The following is a 14,462-nucleotide window of genomic DNA, read 5'->3' on the forward strand; positions in this document are numbered from 1 at the left end:
CATCAACCCGCCGCAGTCCACGATTCTCGGCGTGCACGCGACGAAGGAACGCGCGGTCGTCGAAAACGGCCAGATCGTGATCCGCCCGATGAACTACCTCGCGCTGTCCTATGACCACCGCATCATCGACGGCCGCGAAGCCGTGCTGTCGCTGGTCGCGATGAAGGATGCGCTGGAAGATCCGGCCCGTCTGCTGCTGGACCTGTAACAGGCATTGTTGCCTCGGCGCGCGCGATAGGCTCGCGCGCGCCCTTCGAGGCGTCTCCGCAAGAGCGGAGTTCACACAAGGAAAGTCATGTCCAAGGAATTTGATGTCGTCGTGATCGGCGCGGGCCCTGGCGGCTATATCGCGGCGATTCGCGCAGCGCAGCTCGGCAAGACCGTTGCGTGTATCGAGAAGTGGAAGAACCCGGCAGGCGCATTGAAGCTCGGCGGCACGTGCCTGAACGTGGGCTGCATTCCGTCGAAGGCGTTGCTCGCGTCGTCGGAAGAATTCGAGAATGCGTCGAAGCATCTGGCCGATCACGGCATCAGCGTGTCGGACGTGAAGCTCGACGTGACGAAGATGCTCGCGCGCAAGGACGGCATCGTCGAGAAGATGACGAAGGGCATCGAGTTCCTGTTTCGCAAGAACAAGATCACGTGGCTCCAGGGTCACGGCAAGTTCGCCGGCAAGAATGCTTCCGGCGTGCAGATCGAAGTGTCGGGCGAAGGTGAGACACAAGTCGTCACGGCGAAGAACGTGATCATCGCGACGGGTTCGAAGGCGCGTCATCTGCCGAACATTCCGGTCGACAACAAGCTGGTCGCCGACAACGAAGGCGCGCTGTCGTTCGATTCCGTGCCGAAGAAGCTCGCCGTGATCGGCGCAGGCGTGATCGGCCTCGAACTCGGCTCGGTGTGGCGGCGTCTCGGCGCGGACGTGACCGTGCTCGAAGCGCTGCCGCAATTCCTCGGCGCAGCGGACGATGCGCTCGCCAAGGAAGCCGCGAAGCAGTTCAAGAAGCAGGGTCTGGACATTCATCTCGGCGTGAAGATCGGCGAAGTGAAGACCGCGGGCAACGGCGTGTCCATCGCTTACACGGACAACGCGGGCAACGCGCAAACGCTGGAAGCGGATCGCCTGATCGTGTCGATCGGCCGCGTGCCGAACACGGACAACCTCGGTCTCGAAGCGATCGGCCTGAAGGCCAACGAGCGCGGTTTCATCGACGTGGACGATCATTGCGCGACGAGCGTGCCGAACGTGTACGCGATCGGCGACGTCGTGCGCGGCCCGATGCTCGCGCACAAGGCAGAAGACGAAGGCGTGGCGGTGGCGGAGATCATCGACGGTCAGAAGCCGCACATCGATTACAACTGCGTGCCGTGGGTCATCTACACGGAACCGGAAATCGCGTGGGTCGGGAAGACGGAACAGCAACTCAAGGCCGAAGGCCGCGAGATCAAGACCGGCCAGTTCCCGATGATGGCGAACGGCCGCGCGCTCGGCATTGGCAAAGCTGAAGGCTTCGTCAAGATGATCGCGGACGCGAAGACCGACGAAATCCTCGGCGTGCACATCATTGCCGCGGACGCGTCGGATCTGATCGCCGAAGCGGTCGTCGCGATGGAGTTCAAGGCGGCGTCGGAAGATATCGGCCGCATTTGCCATCCGCATCCGTCGCTGTCGGAAGTGATGCGTGAAGCGGCGCTCGCCGTCGACAAGCGTGCGCTGAACATGTAAGGCGGCTCGGCTTCGGGCAGTAAAGCATCGCAACGAAGGCGAGCGGATCGAACCGCTCGCCTTCGTCACTTTCAAGCACATACGACGCGGCATCATGAACGTCACCGAATACTACGAAAACGAACTGCGCACGCGGCGTTATCAATCGGACGAGGCGCAACTCGCGGCGGTCGCGCGTCTGCAGCGCTGCTATGAGGAATGGGTCGCGTACAAGGCGCGCCGCTCCAATGCGCTCAAGAAGTTTCTCGTGCGTCCGGATTTGCCGCGCGGTGTCTACATGTGGGGCGGCGTCGGGCGCGGCAAGAGCTTCCTGATGGACAGCTTTTACGCGGTCGTGCCGGTGCAGCGCAAGACGCGTCTGCATTTCCACGAATTCATGCGCGAAGTGCATCGCGAACTGGAAGAGTTGAAAGGGCAGGCCGATCCGCTCGACGAGCTCGCGAAACGCATCGCCAAGCGCTATCGGCTGATCTGCTTCGACGAGTTCCACGTCTCCGATATCGCCGACGCGATGATTCTGTATCGCCTGCTCGACCGCCTTTTCAAGGCCGGCGTGCAGTTCGTCATGACCTCCAATTACCAGCCCGACGCGCTGTATCCGGAAGGGCTGCATCGCGACCGCCTTCTGCCTGCGATCGAGCTCATCAAGGAGCATCTCGATGTGCTCAACGTCGATGCTGGCACCGATTATCGCAAGCGCACGCTCTCGCAAGTGAAGGCGTATCACACGCCGCTCGGCGCGGCGGCGAGCGAGGCGTTGCGCGCCGACTTCGCCAAGCTCGCGGCCGTGCCCGACGAAAGCCCGATCCTGCACATTGAAAAGCGCGAGATCAAGGCGATGCGTAAGGCGGACGGCGTCGTGTGGTTCGACTTCGCGACACTGTGCGGCGGGCCGCGCTCGCAAAACGACTATCTCGAACTGGCGAATCGTTTTCATGCGGTGATCCTCGCGGACGTACCGCAAATGACGCCGCGCATGGCGTCCGAAGCGCGCCGCTTCACGTGGCTCATCGACGTGTTCTACGACCACAAGGTGAAGCTTCTGATGTCGGCGGCCGTGCCTGCGGAGGAGCTTTACGTGGAAGGGCCGATGGCCAACGAGTTCGCCCGCACGGTGTCGCGCATCGTCGAAATGCAGTCGAAAGAGTATCTGGAGGCGCCACGGCGCGTCACCGATATTTCGTTAACCTAATACGAGAATCAAAAATCTGCGGCTAGCCAGTTAGCACAAGGCTTTGAAGACTATTTCAAGATTCGGACCACTCTGATTTGCGGGCTTTCGGGTACTCGGTATCGTCGATATCGGTTATCAGTCAGCAAATTGGAGAATCTACCGTGAAGCCCTATCGCGACATGTCCGACGAAGAATGGCAGATGGTTGCACCGCTGCTTCCCGAACTGCGTCCGCGTTCGGAGCTGCGGGGCCGGCCGCTCGCCAATACCCGCGCCGTGCTCAACGGTGTGCTCTGGGTGATGTACAGCGGGGCGTCGTGGTCCACGCTACCGCGCAAATATCCCTCGTATCAGACGTGCCATCGTCGTTTCAAGGCGTGGCACGAGACGGGCGTCCTGCTGCGCGTCATGACGCAGTTGTTCGGGCCGGCCGGAGAATCGCTCTATGCGTTGATGACATCGCGCATGCGCGTGCCGGGGGAAATCCAGCTCGACGAGGCGAACCTGCCCGCCGATGCGCAAGGCGACACGCAACATCGTCGCGCCGCATGATCTCGTCGAGCACGCTCGCGAGATGAGCCAAGCCGGTCGAAGATTCGTCTTCGACCGGCTTTGTCTTTATACGAGCCTATTGCTGGCGTAGCCAGGTCTGCGAGCGTCCCAGCAACGACACGCCGACATACCCGCGCACGACGAGCTTCTGCCCGCCGTCTTCGAGCTTCATCTTGCATTTGTAGAGCTTGCCGCTCTCGGGGTCGAGAATCTGGCCGCCGTCCCACGCATCGCCGTCCTGCCGCATTCCGGTGATGATCGTCATGCCCTTGACCAACTGATCCTTGCGATCGTCGGTGCAGGCCGTGCAGCGCTTGTCGGGATGATCGAACTCGCCGATGCCGCGCACGACCTTGCCGGACAACTGGCCGCTGCCGTCGTCGGCGATCTGGATGATCGCTTTCGCCTTGCCGGTGTGATCGTCGATGGTCTGCCACGTGCCGACGGGCGTCGCCGCTTGCGCGAATACGCTCGCCGCGAAGGTGGCGCAAAGCGCGCCGAGCGTCACGCGCGCGCCGCGCGAGCCGATGAAACGGGTCATGTCGCCTCCTTGTCGTGAACGATCGAGCATACGAGAAAGCAATCGTTCACGTCTGGGAGGAACCGTTCTAGACGCGCGCGGAGTGGCACTCAGACGCCGCGCTTCAGACCCGCTTCGAGCGTGGCGAACGTGCGCTCGTCGGTACGATCGAAATGCAGCGGCGTGACCGACACGCGGCCGGACCCGACCACCGCCGTCTCGCTATCGGGCGAATTCGGGCGCGCGCTGCGCTGAAATCGCAGCCAGTGATAGTCGATGCCGCGCGGATCGACGAGCGGCAACACGTCGATGCCATCCACGAGTCCGACGCCTTGTCGCGTCACCGTGAGCGGGCCGGCGGCGGACGCATCGCAATCGGGGAAGTTGACATTCAGGCACGTGGGCGCGTCGTGAGAGATCGAGAGCAACTCGCGGATCACGCCCGGCGCCAGCGCGCGCGCCGTATCCCAGCGCACGTTTTCGCGGTCGGTGAAGGTCTGGCTGAGCGCGATCGACGGCAGGCCGAGAAGAAGGCCGGTCATTGCCGCGCCGACGGTGCCGGAGAACATCGTCTCGACGCCGAGATTCGCGCCGCGATTGATGCCGGACAGCACGAGCGTGGGCGGCGCGTCTTTCATGATGTGGCGCGCGCCCATCACGACGCAGTCGCCGGGCGTGCCTTGCACGCCGAAGCGCCGCTCGCCCTGACGCGAGATGCGCAGCGGCGAATGCAGGCTGATGGAGTGCGACGTGCCGCTCTGGTCGTGCTCGGGCGCGATGACCCAGACTTCGTGCGCGAGTTCGGCGGCGACCGCTTCGAGCACGGCGAGGCCGGGCGCGTCGATGCCGTCGTCGTTGGTGATGAGCACACGCTGCACGATAGGTGAGAGGGCGGACATCGCGAATCACTCCTTGGTCGGTGATGAAAAGTATCGGCCGATTATTGCAGAGTTCGCGTTTTCGGGCGTCCGCCGCCCGCGCCAGTGCGAGGCCTTACTTGACGCCGAGGCCACGCAGCACCGCGTTGCCGTCCTCGGTCAAACGCACTTTCGAGGCGCCGGCGTCCGGCGACACGATCTCGACATAGCCGTATTCCTGCAGCGAGGCGACATCGGGCGTGGCCGCCATCACGTCGATGGGCGCGTGCATCAACAAGAGCAGCGTGGCGATTTCGTGATGGCTGAGAAGCTTCTTGATGGCCCGCACGGGTGCGGAAGCCGGACGGCGGAGGTTCATGAACGATGTCCTCAAGTTTGCATGACGATGTGCGGCGCTTCCGGCGTGAAGCCTGAACGCGGACCTCGATGTCGATGGAATCCGGGCAGGTTATCGGCCGACTCTTAGGCGAAACTTAAAATGCGCTTTTGCACGCGCGGCCAGTTGTTACACCCGATGTCACGAACTCAGCGGGCATTTCATTGGCGTTTCGATTAGAACCGATAGTCGGGATTATTCGGGTCGAACGTCAGGTCGTCGAAGGGTTTGGTTTCGATGCGCTCGAACACGACGCTTTCGAAAATCTCGCCGTCGTTGTCGAACGACTCCAGCGTGCGAAAAACCGGCCGGTCGAGGTCCAGTCCGAGCACTTCTTTTTTTGCGTAGAAGGTCGGCTGGCCTTCAGCCGTTTCATACGTAAGCGCCACCACGCGCAGTCCGTCGACGGTCTTCACCTCGATATTCGACGGTTTCGTGATCCCCGCGTCGGCGAACTTGCGCCCTTCGTCGATAAAGCGCTGCGTGACGGCATCGACGCCGAGTTCGCGAATCGAATGATTCGACTGCGCGCGGGCGAGCGCGCCGTTCACCGACGCCCAGATCGGCACGACGCCCAGAAAGCCACCGAGATGACCGTAAAGCTGGTCGGGACGCCTGGAATCGTCGTAGATGACCTCCTGGCCCGCGTGCGCGCCATCGGGCAGCCATTTCGCGTAGATGCGCAGCGGCTCGCGCGTGACGCGCACGAGCATGTGATCCGCGCGCGTCGGCCACTTGCCCTTGATGCGCTCGCGCCGGCGCATCGTGAGTTCGTAAGAATCGAAATCGTGCAGGCCTTCCTGCAGATAGCGCGGCAATGTACGCGCGTCGAGCGAGCGAAAGAGGGCGACGAGTTGCGCGTCGTCGAGTTTCGCGAGCCCGCCGCTCGCAGCCGATTGCGACAGCCATTGCACTTGCTGCTCGACGTCCAGACCGCCGATGCGCGCAGCGTCCTCGGGTGTATCGGCGCGCGTAGCCAAAGGCGCGAGCGCGAGCGCGAGACACAAGACGCTCGCGCAAGCGAAACGCAAGTCGGGAGCCCGGCGGCATCGCGTGCGCGGCATGAATATCTCCGAGAGTCAGTCCTGCGATTTCGATTCGGCATCGCGCAATTCGCGTCTGAGCACCTTGCCGATCGGCGTGAGCGGCAGCGCGTCGCGGAACTCGACATACGACGGCACTTTGTAGCCGGTCAGGTGTAAACGGGCGAACTTCAGCAGTTCTTCCACCGTGAGCGTGTCATCGCGACGCACGACGAACGCCTTCACGCGCTCGCCCGTCACCGGATCGGGCACGCCGACGGCCGCGACCGCGCGCACTTTCGGATGCGCCGCGAGCACGTCCTCGATTTCGTTCGGATACACGTTGAAGCCCGACACGATCATCATGTCCTTCTTGCGGTCGATGAGCCGGATGATGCCGCGCGCATTCATCACGCCGATGTCGCCGGTCGCGAGCCAGCCGTTCGCGTCGATGGCTTTCGCCGTGTCGTCGGGCCGGTTCCAGTAGCCTTTCATCACTTGCGGGCCTTGCACGCAAAGCTCGCCCGCTTCGCCGACGTTCGCCCACGCGCCGTCATCGCGGCGCAGGCGCACGAACGTGGACGGCACCGGCACGCCGATGGTTCCGTCGAAAGCGCTATCGCCGTGCACGTCGAGCGGCGTCGCGGCGACGAGCGGCGAGCATTCGGTCAAGCCGTAGCCTTCGACGAGCGTCTGGCCCGTCATCGCCCTGAAGCGCTCGGCGATCACGCGCTGAGTCGCCATGCCGCCCGCCATCGCGAGCTTGAGCGCGGAGAAATCGCGCTGGCGGAATGCGTCATTGTCCATGAGCGCGCTATAGAGCGTGTTGAGCGCGGTGATCGCCGTGAAGTTTTCGTGACGCAGCGCGCGCATGAGGCCGTCGATATCGCGCGGATTGACGATCAGCACGTTGCGCGCGCCGATCGCCAGAAACGCGAGCGCGTTTACCGTGAGCGAATAGATGTGATAAAGCGGCAACGGCGTGACGACGGTCTCCTCGCCTTCGACAAGCCGTCCGCCCGCCCACGCGAGCGCCTGCAGCAGATTGGCGATCACGTTGCGATGCGTGAGCATCGCGCCCTTTGCGACGCCCGTCGTGCCGCCGGTGTATTGAATGAACGCGATATCGCCGTGACCGATGCGCACCGGCTCGAACTTGTGCCGCGCGCCGCGCGCGAGCGCCTGCGGCAGGCGCACGGCGTCGGGCAGCGCATAGGCGCGCACCTCCTTCTTCACATGACGCAGGAACAGATCGATCGCGCGGCCTTTTACGTTGAGGCCGTTGCCGAGCAGATCGCCGAGCCCGGTCACGACGATGTTGCGCACGCGCGTTCCGGGCTGCGCGTCCTGCACGGTCTTCGCGAACTTCTCGAACACGACGACGGTTTGCGCGCCGCTATCCTTCAATTGATGGCCGAGCTCGCGCACGGTATAGAGCGGATTCACGTTGACGACGATTGCGCCCGCGAGCAGCGTGCCGAAGAGCGTGACGGGATAGACGAGCGTGTTGGGCATCATCAGCGCGACGCGATCGCCGGGCGCAACACCGATGCTCTGCAGATACGACGCGAACGCGTGAGCCTTCTCGCCGAGCGTCGCGAACTTCAGTTCCGAGCCGAGACTCACGAACGCGACGTGATCGTGAAACCGCGCGACGCACTCGTCGAAGAAATGCGCGAGCGAGCGATAACGCGAAGGATCGATTTCGCGCGCGACATCCGGCGGATACGACGCGTACCAGATGCCGTCCGTCGCGTGCGTCTCCGAAGCCCCGCGCGGCGCTGCCTGTCCCGGGCTCATGTGGTGTCTCCGTCGGCTTATATTTTTTGCGCCGATGTATCCGGCTACCGTTCCAGTATCGCGACGACGCCCTGGCCGCCCGCCGCGCAAATCGAGATCAGTCCGCGCAGCGGCTTGCCGTCGGCGCGGGCGGGCGCGTTCGCGAGCAGCTTCGCCAGCGTGCCGACGATACGCCCGCCCGTCGCCGCGAACGGATGACCCGTCGCGAGCGAGCTGCCGTTCACGTTCAGACGCGCGCGGTCGATCGAACCGGGCGGCGCGTCGAGTCCGAGCGCGGTGCGGCAATATTCTTCGTCTTCCCAAGCGGCGAGCGTGCACAGCACTTGCGCCGCGAATGCTTCGTGAATCTCGTAGAAATCGAAGTCGGGCAGCGCGAGGCCGGCGCGCGCGAGCATCGACGGAACCGCGTAGGCGGGCGCCATCAGCAGACCTTCGCGCTGGTCGAAAAAATCGACGGCGGCGCTCGCGGAGAAGGTCAGGAACGCCTGCACCGGCAGACCGCGCTCGGCGGCCCATTGCTCGGACGCGAGCAGCACGGCCGACGCGCCATCGGTGAGCGGCGTCGAGTTGCCCGCGGTGAGCGTGCCCGCGTCGCGATCGAAGACGGGCGTAAGCGCCGACAACTGGTCGAGCGACACATCGGCACGCAGCGTGTTGTCGCGCGCAAGGCCCTTGTACGGCGTCATCAGGTCGTTGAAGAAGCCGCGCCCGTAGGCCGCCGCGAGCTTGCGGTGACTGTCCTGTGCGAGCGCGTCCTGCGCCTCGCGCGAGATTTTCCAGCGCTTGGCCATCAGTTCGCAGTGCTCGCCCATCGAAAGGCCCGTGCGAGGCTCCGCGTTGCGCGGCAAGAGCGGCCTGAAGAACATGCCGGGCCGCAGCTTCGCGAGTGCGCCGACGCGCTGTGTCGCCGAGCGTCCCCGATTCGCTTCGAGCAGGATCTTGCGCATGCGCTCGTTCACCGCGATCGGAGCGTCGGACGCCGTATCGACGCCGCCCGCGATGCCGACGTCTATCTGCCCGAGCGCGATCTTGTTCGCGACCAGAATCGCCGTTTCGAGCCCGGTGCCGCACGCCTGCTGCACGTCGTAGGCGGGCGTTTGCCGCGCGAGTGTGGTCGAGAGGGCGGCTTCGCGCGTCAGGTTGAAGTCGCGCGAATGCTTCACGACCGCGCCCGCCGCGACTTCGCCGAGGCGCATGCCGTGCAGATCGAAGCGGTCGACGAGTCCTTGCAGCGTGAAGCTCAGCATGTCCTGATTCGACGCGCTCGCGTAGGCCGTGTTCGAGCGCGCGAACGGAATGCGGTTGCTGCCGATTATGGCGACACGACGAGATTCGCTCATGGCAGCTCCCATTCGAAATGGCCACGCAGATGCGGCCGGTCGCCAGCGAGATCGCGCACTTCGAAAGCGCGCGAGAGAGGCGAGGGCGCGGCGCTCCAGAGTGTCGCGTCGCCGGGAATGTAAAGCGGTGTCTTGAAGTCGCCATGCGCGTGACCGGCGGCGAGCGTCTTGACCGGATGCAGCGCGGCAAGCGTGCGCGCGAGCGTCCACATGCCGTGCGCGATCGCGCGTGGAAAGCCGAACGCTTTCGCGGTCAGCACGTGCAGATGGATCGGATTGAAGTCGCCCGACGCCTTCGCGTAGTCGCGGCCGAGTTGCGGCGGAAGTTGCCAGCGCGCTTCGCGGGCAAGCAGCGGGACGCGCGGATCGGCGCCATCGGCCATCTCGATGATCGAAGGCGCGGCGCTCTCGCTGCGCACGCCGCGCTTCAGATAAACGCTGTCGCCGTCCCACACCGCCTCGCCGCGCCGGTAGATGCGCGTATGCAGCGTGAACGCCTGACCCTTCTGATGCGGCACGAGCGGCCCGCATTCCACTTCGATGCGCAACGCCTGGCCCGCCACGAGCGGACGCCGCAGCCACACGCTGTTGGACAGATGCACGACGCCAAGCGCGGACCACGGAAACGACGGATCGGTGAGCATCATCAGATGCAGGGGGAACGCGAGCACGTGCGGGAACGTGAGCGGCACGCCATGTTCGGGAATGAACCCGCACACGCGCGCGTAACGGCCGACCTGTTCGGCGTCGAGCCTGACATTGGGGCGCACGAGCCGGAGCGCGGGCAACTCGGGCGAGCGCGCGCGCCTGAAAAGCGCGGGCAGCGCGCGCCCGTAGAGCTTCGCGGGCGGCGGCAGCGTTTCGACGACGACGGTGCGGGCGCGCGGCATGATCGGTGCGTGCATGCGTGTCGTCTCCTCACGCACCAATGAGGCTTTGGCCGCACACGCGCACCACGTTGCCCGTGATGCCCGCGCTGCCCGGACTCGCGAGCCACGCGACGGTCTCGGCGACATCGACGGGCAAGCCGCCTTGTCCCATCGAGTTGAGCCGTCTGCCGGCTTCGCGCACACCGAAGGGCATGCGCGCGGTCATGTGCGTCTCGATGAAGCCCGGCGCGACCGCGTTGATCGTGACGCCGCGCTCGCGCAGCAAGGGCGCCATCGCGTGCACGCGGCCGATCACGCCGGCTTTCGATGTCGCGTAGTTGGTCTGCCCGCGATTGCCCGCAATACCGCTGATCGACGACACCGCGACGATGCGCCCGTTCGCGCGCAGCACGTTGCGCGCGAGCAAGACGTCGTCGATGCGCTCCTGTGCCAGCAGATTGATGTCGATCACGCTGTCCCACATCTCGCCGGTCATGCGCGCGATGGTCTTGTCGCGCGTGATGCCCGCGTTATGCACGACGATATCGACGCCGCCCGACGCGGCGAGCGCAGCCGCGATCTCGGCGGCCGCTTCGGGCGCGGCGATATCCGCGACGAGCGCCGCGTGCGCGCCGGCCGAGGGCGACGCGTCTTCGATCGCGAGCATGGTCTGATCGAGCGCGTCGCGGGCGGCGTCGACATCGAGACCGGTGACGATCGCGCCGCGCTCCGCCAGCACCGCCGCGATCGACGCGCCGATGCCGCGCGCCGCGCCCGTCACGAGCGCGCGCTTGCCGGCGAGCGGCGTCGCCCAGCTTTCCGGCGCGGCCGCGGGCGCATCAATGGATACGACCTGGCCCGAGACGTAGGCCGAGCGCGGCGAAAGGAAAAAGCGCAGCGCCGACTCGATATCCGCGCCGTCGGCCACGCGCAGCAAATTCGACGTGATGCCGTTGCGCGCTTCCTTGCCGAGCGAGCGGACCATCCCTTCGAGCGCATGCTGCGCGGTCGCGGCCGGCGCGTTCGCGCGCGTGGCGGGTGGACGCCCGATGACCACGATGCGTCCGTTCTTCGCGAGCGAGCGCAGCGCATCGTGGAAGAACGCGTAGAGCGAATGGAGTTGAGCGCTTTCGTTGATGCCGGTCGCATCGAAAATCAGCGCCTCGACCCGGTCGCTCGCGGATGCGTCTCGCGCGCGTGGCTCGAAGCGGCCGCTCATCGCGCCGTGCCGCGCGGCGACGGGCAGCCAGCCGGACGCGCTCTCGTGCGCGATGCCCGTCATGCCGATGGCAGACAGCACAGCCATCAGCTCGTCGAAGAGCGCGGGCGACGGCCCCGCGCCGATCGCGGCCATGCCGCCGAACTCGGCATGATCCGCGCGATGGCGGCGCAATACCTCGGGACGCGGGAGGCCGAGCGAACGTGCGATGCTCGTGCCGAAGGGCGAATTGACGAAGTCGAGATAGCGGTCTTTCATCGATTGGCGATCGGTCGTCGGGCGCGCGGCGGGGTCTGGATGCTTCAGGCGATTGTTTCGGGCAACTGCCGCTCAAGCGCCGCGCTGCGCTTTTGCAATGCTTCGAGGATACCGAAGTCTGCGGAAAAATCATCGACTTTCACCGCCTCGCGCGCATGAGCGGCCCATTCGGTCACGAGCGCGCGCTCGTTTTCGTCGATGAGACCGCGCGCCGCGGCCGTTTGCGCCCACGCCTGGATGTCTTGCGGGCTCTGCGGCAGCGGGGCGCTGTCGCCCGTCTTGACGGCGTCGCGCAGACGCGCTTCCAGTGCGGCGACGGCGGGCGTGAGCGCAAGCAGCTTTTCGCCGCGCGCGATCGGGTCGGCAACGCACGCCGACACATGCGAGCCCGCGACGAGCCGCTCGCGGGCATCGCCGGGCGTTTGCATCAGCTTCGCGATGTCATTGCCGAGTGCATCGGCGCTCGGTGCGTGCGGCAGGCCGAACGGAAACGCGACGACGCGCAGAAACGCCGCCGCCGCGCGGTTCGGATAGTTGGCGAGCAAGCCTTCGAACGCGACGCGCGCCTGATAAAGAGCGTCCTGCGCACCCCAGCGCACGAGCGGCAGATCGCTTTCGGGCCGGCCGTCGTCCTCGAAACGCTTGAGCGTCGCGGATAGCAGATACAACTGCGAAAGGATGTCGCCGAGCCGCGCGGAAAGACGCTCCCGGCGCTTGAGCTCGCCGCCGAGCGTGAGCATCGAGACGTCGGCGAACAGCGCGAAGGCGCTCGACAGGCGCGTGGCGGCGCGATAGTACGGCAAAAGACGCGCATCGGCGCGCGCGGGCTTCGCGCTGAACACGCCGCCGCCGAATGCGTACACGAAGCTGCGCATCGCGTTCGATGCCAGAAAGCCCGCGTGTCCGAAGAACGCGGCGTCGAACGCGCGCAGATCGTTTTCGCGCGTCGCGGCCATTTCCTTCAGCACGTAGGGATGACAGCGGATCGCGCCCTGTCCGAAGATGATGAGGCAGCGCGTCAGGATATTCGCGCCCTCGACGGTGATCGAGATCGGCATCTGCTGATACGCGCGCGCCAGAAAATTCGACGGCCCCATGCAGATGCCCTTGCCCGCGACGACGTCCATGCCGTCGTTGATCACCTTGCGCGCGCGTTCCGTGATGTGATACTTCGCGATCGCCGAGATGACCGAGGGCTTCTCGCCGAGGTCGACGGCCTGCGCCGAAAGCTGCCGCGCCGCGTCCATCACGTACAGATTGCCGCCCATGCGCCCGAGCGCTTCCTGAATCCCCTCGAAGCGGCCGATCGACGTGCGGAACTGGCGGCGCGCGGCGGCATACGCGCCGGTGCCGCGCACGGCGAGCTTCGCCATGCCGACGTTCGACGAAGGCAGCGAAATCGCGCGCCCGGCGGCGAGACATTCCATCAGCATGCGCCATCCGTTGCCCACTTGCGCGCGTCCGCCGATGACCCATTCCATCGGGATGAACACGTCCTTGCCCCAGTTCGGGCCGTTCTGGAACACGGCGTTGAGCGGCCAGTGCCGCCGTCCGATGTTCACGCCGGGATGGCTCGCCGGAATGAGCGCGCAGGTGATGCCGGGCGCTTCGTCATCGCCGAGCAGATGGTCGGGATCGAGCGCGCGAAAGGCGAGGCCGAGCACGGTCGCGATTGGCCCGAGCGTGATGTAGCGCTTTTCCCACGTGACGCGAAATCCCAGCGTCTCGCGGCCGTCGTGCACGCCGTGACACACGATGCCGATATCCGGAATCGCCGCGGCGTCCGATCCGGCGTAAGGGCTGGTGAGCGCGAAGCACGGAATTTCGTCGCCGCGCGCGAGACGCGGCAGATAGTGGTCTTTCTGTTCCTCGGTGCCGTAGTGCAGGAGCAGTTCGGCGGGACCGAGCGAATTGGGCACCATCACCGAGACGGCCGCAGCCGAGGAATGCGTCGAGAGCTTCATGACGACCTGCGAATGGGCATACGCGGAGAAGGCTTTTCCGCCGTATCGCTTCGGAATGATCATGCCCAGAAAGCCGTGTTCCTTGATGTAGGCCCACGCTTGCGGCGACAGATCCTGCCAGATGGCAGTCGTATCCCAGTCGTTCGACAACTCGCACAGACGCGCGCATTCGTCGTCGATGAAGCTTTGCTCTTCGCGCGTGAGTTTCGGCGCGCCGTGCGCGAGCAGGCTGTCCCATTGCGGGCGGCCCGAGAACAGTTCGGCGTCCCACCAGACGGTGCCGGCTTCGATGGCGTCGCGTTCCGTCGACGACATCTCCGGCAGGATCTTGCGAAACACGGCGAGCACGCGGCGGCTGACGAGCGCGCGACGCAGCGGTGCGAGGGCGAGCACGAGCGCGGGAAGCACGAAGACGATCGCGAGCAGCGCGACGGTGATAGCGCCCGTCAAGCCGATCAGCGCGCCGGCCGCCACCCAGATGGCAAGCCCGACGAGCCACGCGAGCGCACGCGCTTGCAGGAACGTGAGCGTGCCGGCGAGCAGGAGGAAAGCGATGATGTATACGGCGGGCATCACGAGTCTCCAGTCTTTCCACACTAGAAGTACACCATGCCACAGAAGAGAAACGAGCGTTCGGTCCGATTAGAGCCGTTCCTCGGAAGTGAGCCTCTTTGAGACGCATCTACTTCAAACGTCGGATCCGGAGGTTATGCTTTTGTCTCATCTTTCATCTTAATAACGAAAGAGTGAATGATCGATTCGTTT

General features: G+C 65.1%; 13 protein-coding genes. 4 read left to right on the forward strand and 9 right to left on the reverse strand.

Annotation, left to right across the window (positions count from 1 at the left end; translation table 11 throughout):
- From AWB82_RS23015 to AWB82_RS23030, 4 genes are all read left to right on the forward strand, one after another.
- Positions 1 to 208 (forward strand): 2-oxo acid dehydrogenase subunit E2 (locus tag AWB82_RS23015; RefSeq protein ID WP_200818187.1); only part of this gene is annotated, 208 nt, incomplete at its 5' end.
- 87 nt (positions 209 to 295) lie between these two features.
- Positions 296 to 1,726 (forward strand): dihydrolipoyl dehydrogenase, encoded by a 1,431-nt coding sequence (gene lpdA, locus AWB82_RS23020; protein ID WP_086971340.1) that lies wholly within the window; start codon positions 296 to 298, stop codon positions 1,724 to 1,726.
- Between the two features lie 94 nt (positions 1,727 to 1,820).
- Positions 1,821 to 2,918, forward strand: coding sequence for a cell division protein ZapE (gene zapE, locus AWB82_RS23025; RefSeq protein WP_086971341.1), 1,098 nt, complete (start codon positions 1,821 to 1,823; stop codon positions 2,916 to 2,918).
- A 143-nt stretch (positions 2,919 to 3,061) separates the two neighbouring features.
- On the forward strand, positions 3,062 to 3,451 hold the full coding sequence (locus AWB82_RS23030) for a transposase (RefSeq protein ID WP_086971343.1): 390 nt from the start codon (positions 3,062 to 3,064) through the stop codon (positions 3,449 to 3,451).
- A 76-nt stretch (positions 3,452 to 3,527) separates the two neighbouring features.
- On the opposite strand, the gene AWB82_RS23035 is transcribed toward AWB82_RS23030, so the two are convergent.
- From AWB82_RS23035 to AWB82_RS23075, 9 genes are all read right to left on the reverse strand, one after another.
- The gene (locus AWB82_RS23035) at positions 3,528 to 3,992 is read right to left on the reverse strand and encodes a DUF2147 domain-containing protein (RefSeq protein WP_200818188.1); all 465 of its coding nucleotides are present in this window, start codon (positions 3,990 to 3,992) and stop codon (positions 3,528 to 3,530) included.
- Positions 3,993 to 4,081: 89 nt separating this feature from the next.
- A complete protein-coding gene (gene surE / locus AWB82_RS23040) occupies positions 4,082 to 4,870 on the reverse strand; it encodes a 5'/3'-nucleotidase SurE (protein ID WP_086971346.1) in 789 nt (262 codons plus the stop codon).
- Between the two features lie 94 nt (positions 4,871 to 4,964).
- Positions 4,965 to 5,207 carry a hypothetical protein gene (locus tag AWB82_RS23045; RefSeq protein ID WP_086971348.1) on the reverse strand — a complete coding sequence of 81 codons (243 nt, stop codon included), beginning with the start codon at positions 5,205 to 5,207 and terminating at the stop codon, positions 4,965 to 4,967.
- A gap of 194 nt (positions 5,208 to 5,401) precedes the next feature.
- On the reverse strand, positions 5,402 to 6,289 hold the full coding sequence (locus AWB82_RS23050) for a DUF1571 domain-containing protein (RefSeq protein ID WP_086971350.1): 888 nt from the start codon (positions 6,287 to 6,289) through the stop codon (positions 5,402 to 5,404).
- 15 nt (positions 6,290 to 6,304) lie between these two features.
- A complete protein-coding gene (locus AWB82_RS23055; protein WP_086971351.1) occupies positions 6,305 to 8,047 on the reverse strand; it encodes an AMP-binding protein in 1,743 nt (580 codons plus the stop codon).
- Between the two features lie 44 nt (positions 8,048 to 8,091).
- Positions 8,092 to 9,387, reverse strand: coding sequence for an acetyl-CoA C-acetyltransferase (locus AWB82_RS23060; protein WP_235023406.1), 1,296 nt, complete (start codon positions 9,385 to 9,387; stop codon positions 8,092 to 8,094).
- Positions 9,384 to 10,292 carry a MaoC/PaaZ C-terminal domain-containing protein gene (locus AWB82_RS23065; protein ID WP_086971354.1) on the reverse strand — a complete coding sequence of 303 codons (909 nt, stop codon included), beginning with the start codon at positions 10,290 to 10,292 and terminating at the stop codon, positions 9,384 to 9,386. The genes AWB82_RS23060 and AWB82_RS23065 overlap by 4 nt, the downstream gene beginning before the upstream one ends.
- A 13-nt stretch (positions 10,293 to 10,305) precedes the next feature.
- Entirely contained in the window at positions 10,306 to 11,733 is a 1,428-nt protein-coding gene (locus AWB82_RS23070) for a 3-oxoacyl-ACP reductase (protein ID WP_086971356.1), read from the reverse strand.
- Between the two features lie 44 nt (positions 11,734 to 11,777).
- Complete coding sequence (locus AWB82_RS23075; RefSeq protein WP_086971357.1) at positions 11,778 to 14,270, reverse strand: acyl-CoA dehydrogenase; 2,493 nt, start codon at positions 14,268 to 14,270, stop codon at positions 11,778 to 11,780.
- Between the last annotated feature and the right edge of the window lie 192 nt (positions 14,271 to 14,462).

This window comes from Caballeronia glebae (assembly GCF_001545035.1).
GTDB lineage: Bacteria > Pseudomonadota > Gammaproteobacteria > Burkholderiales > Burkholderiaceae > Caballeronia > Caballeronia glebae.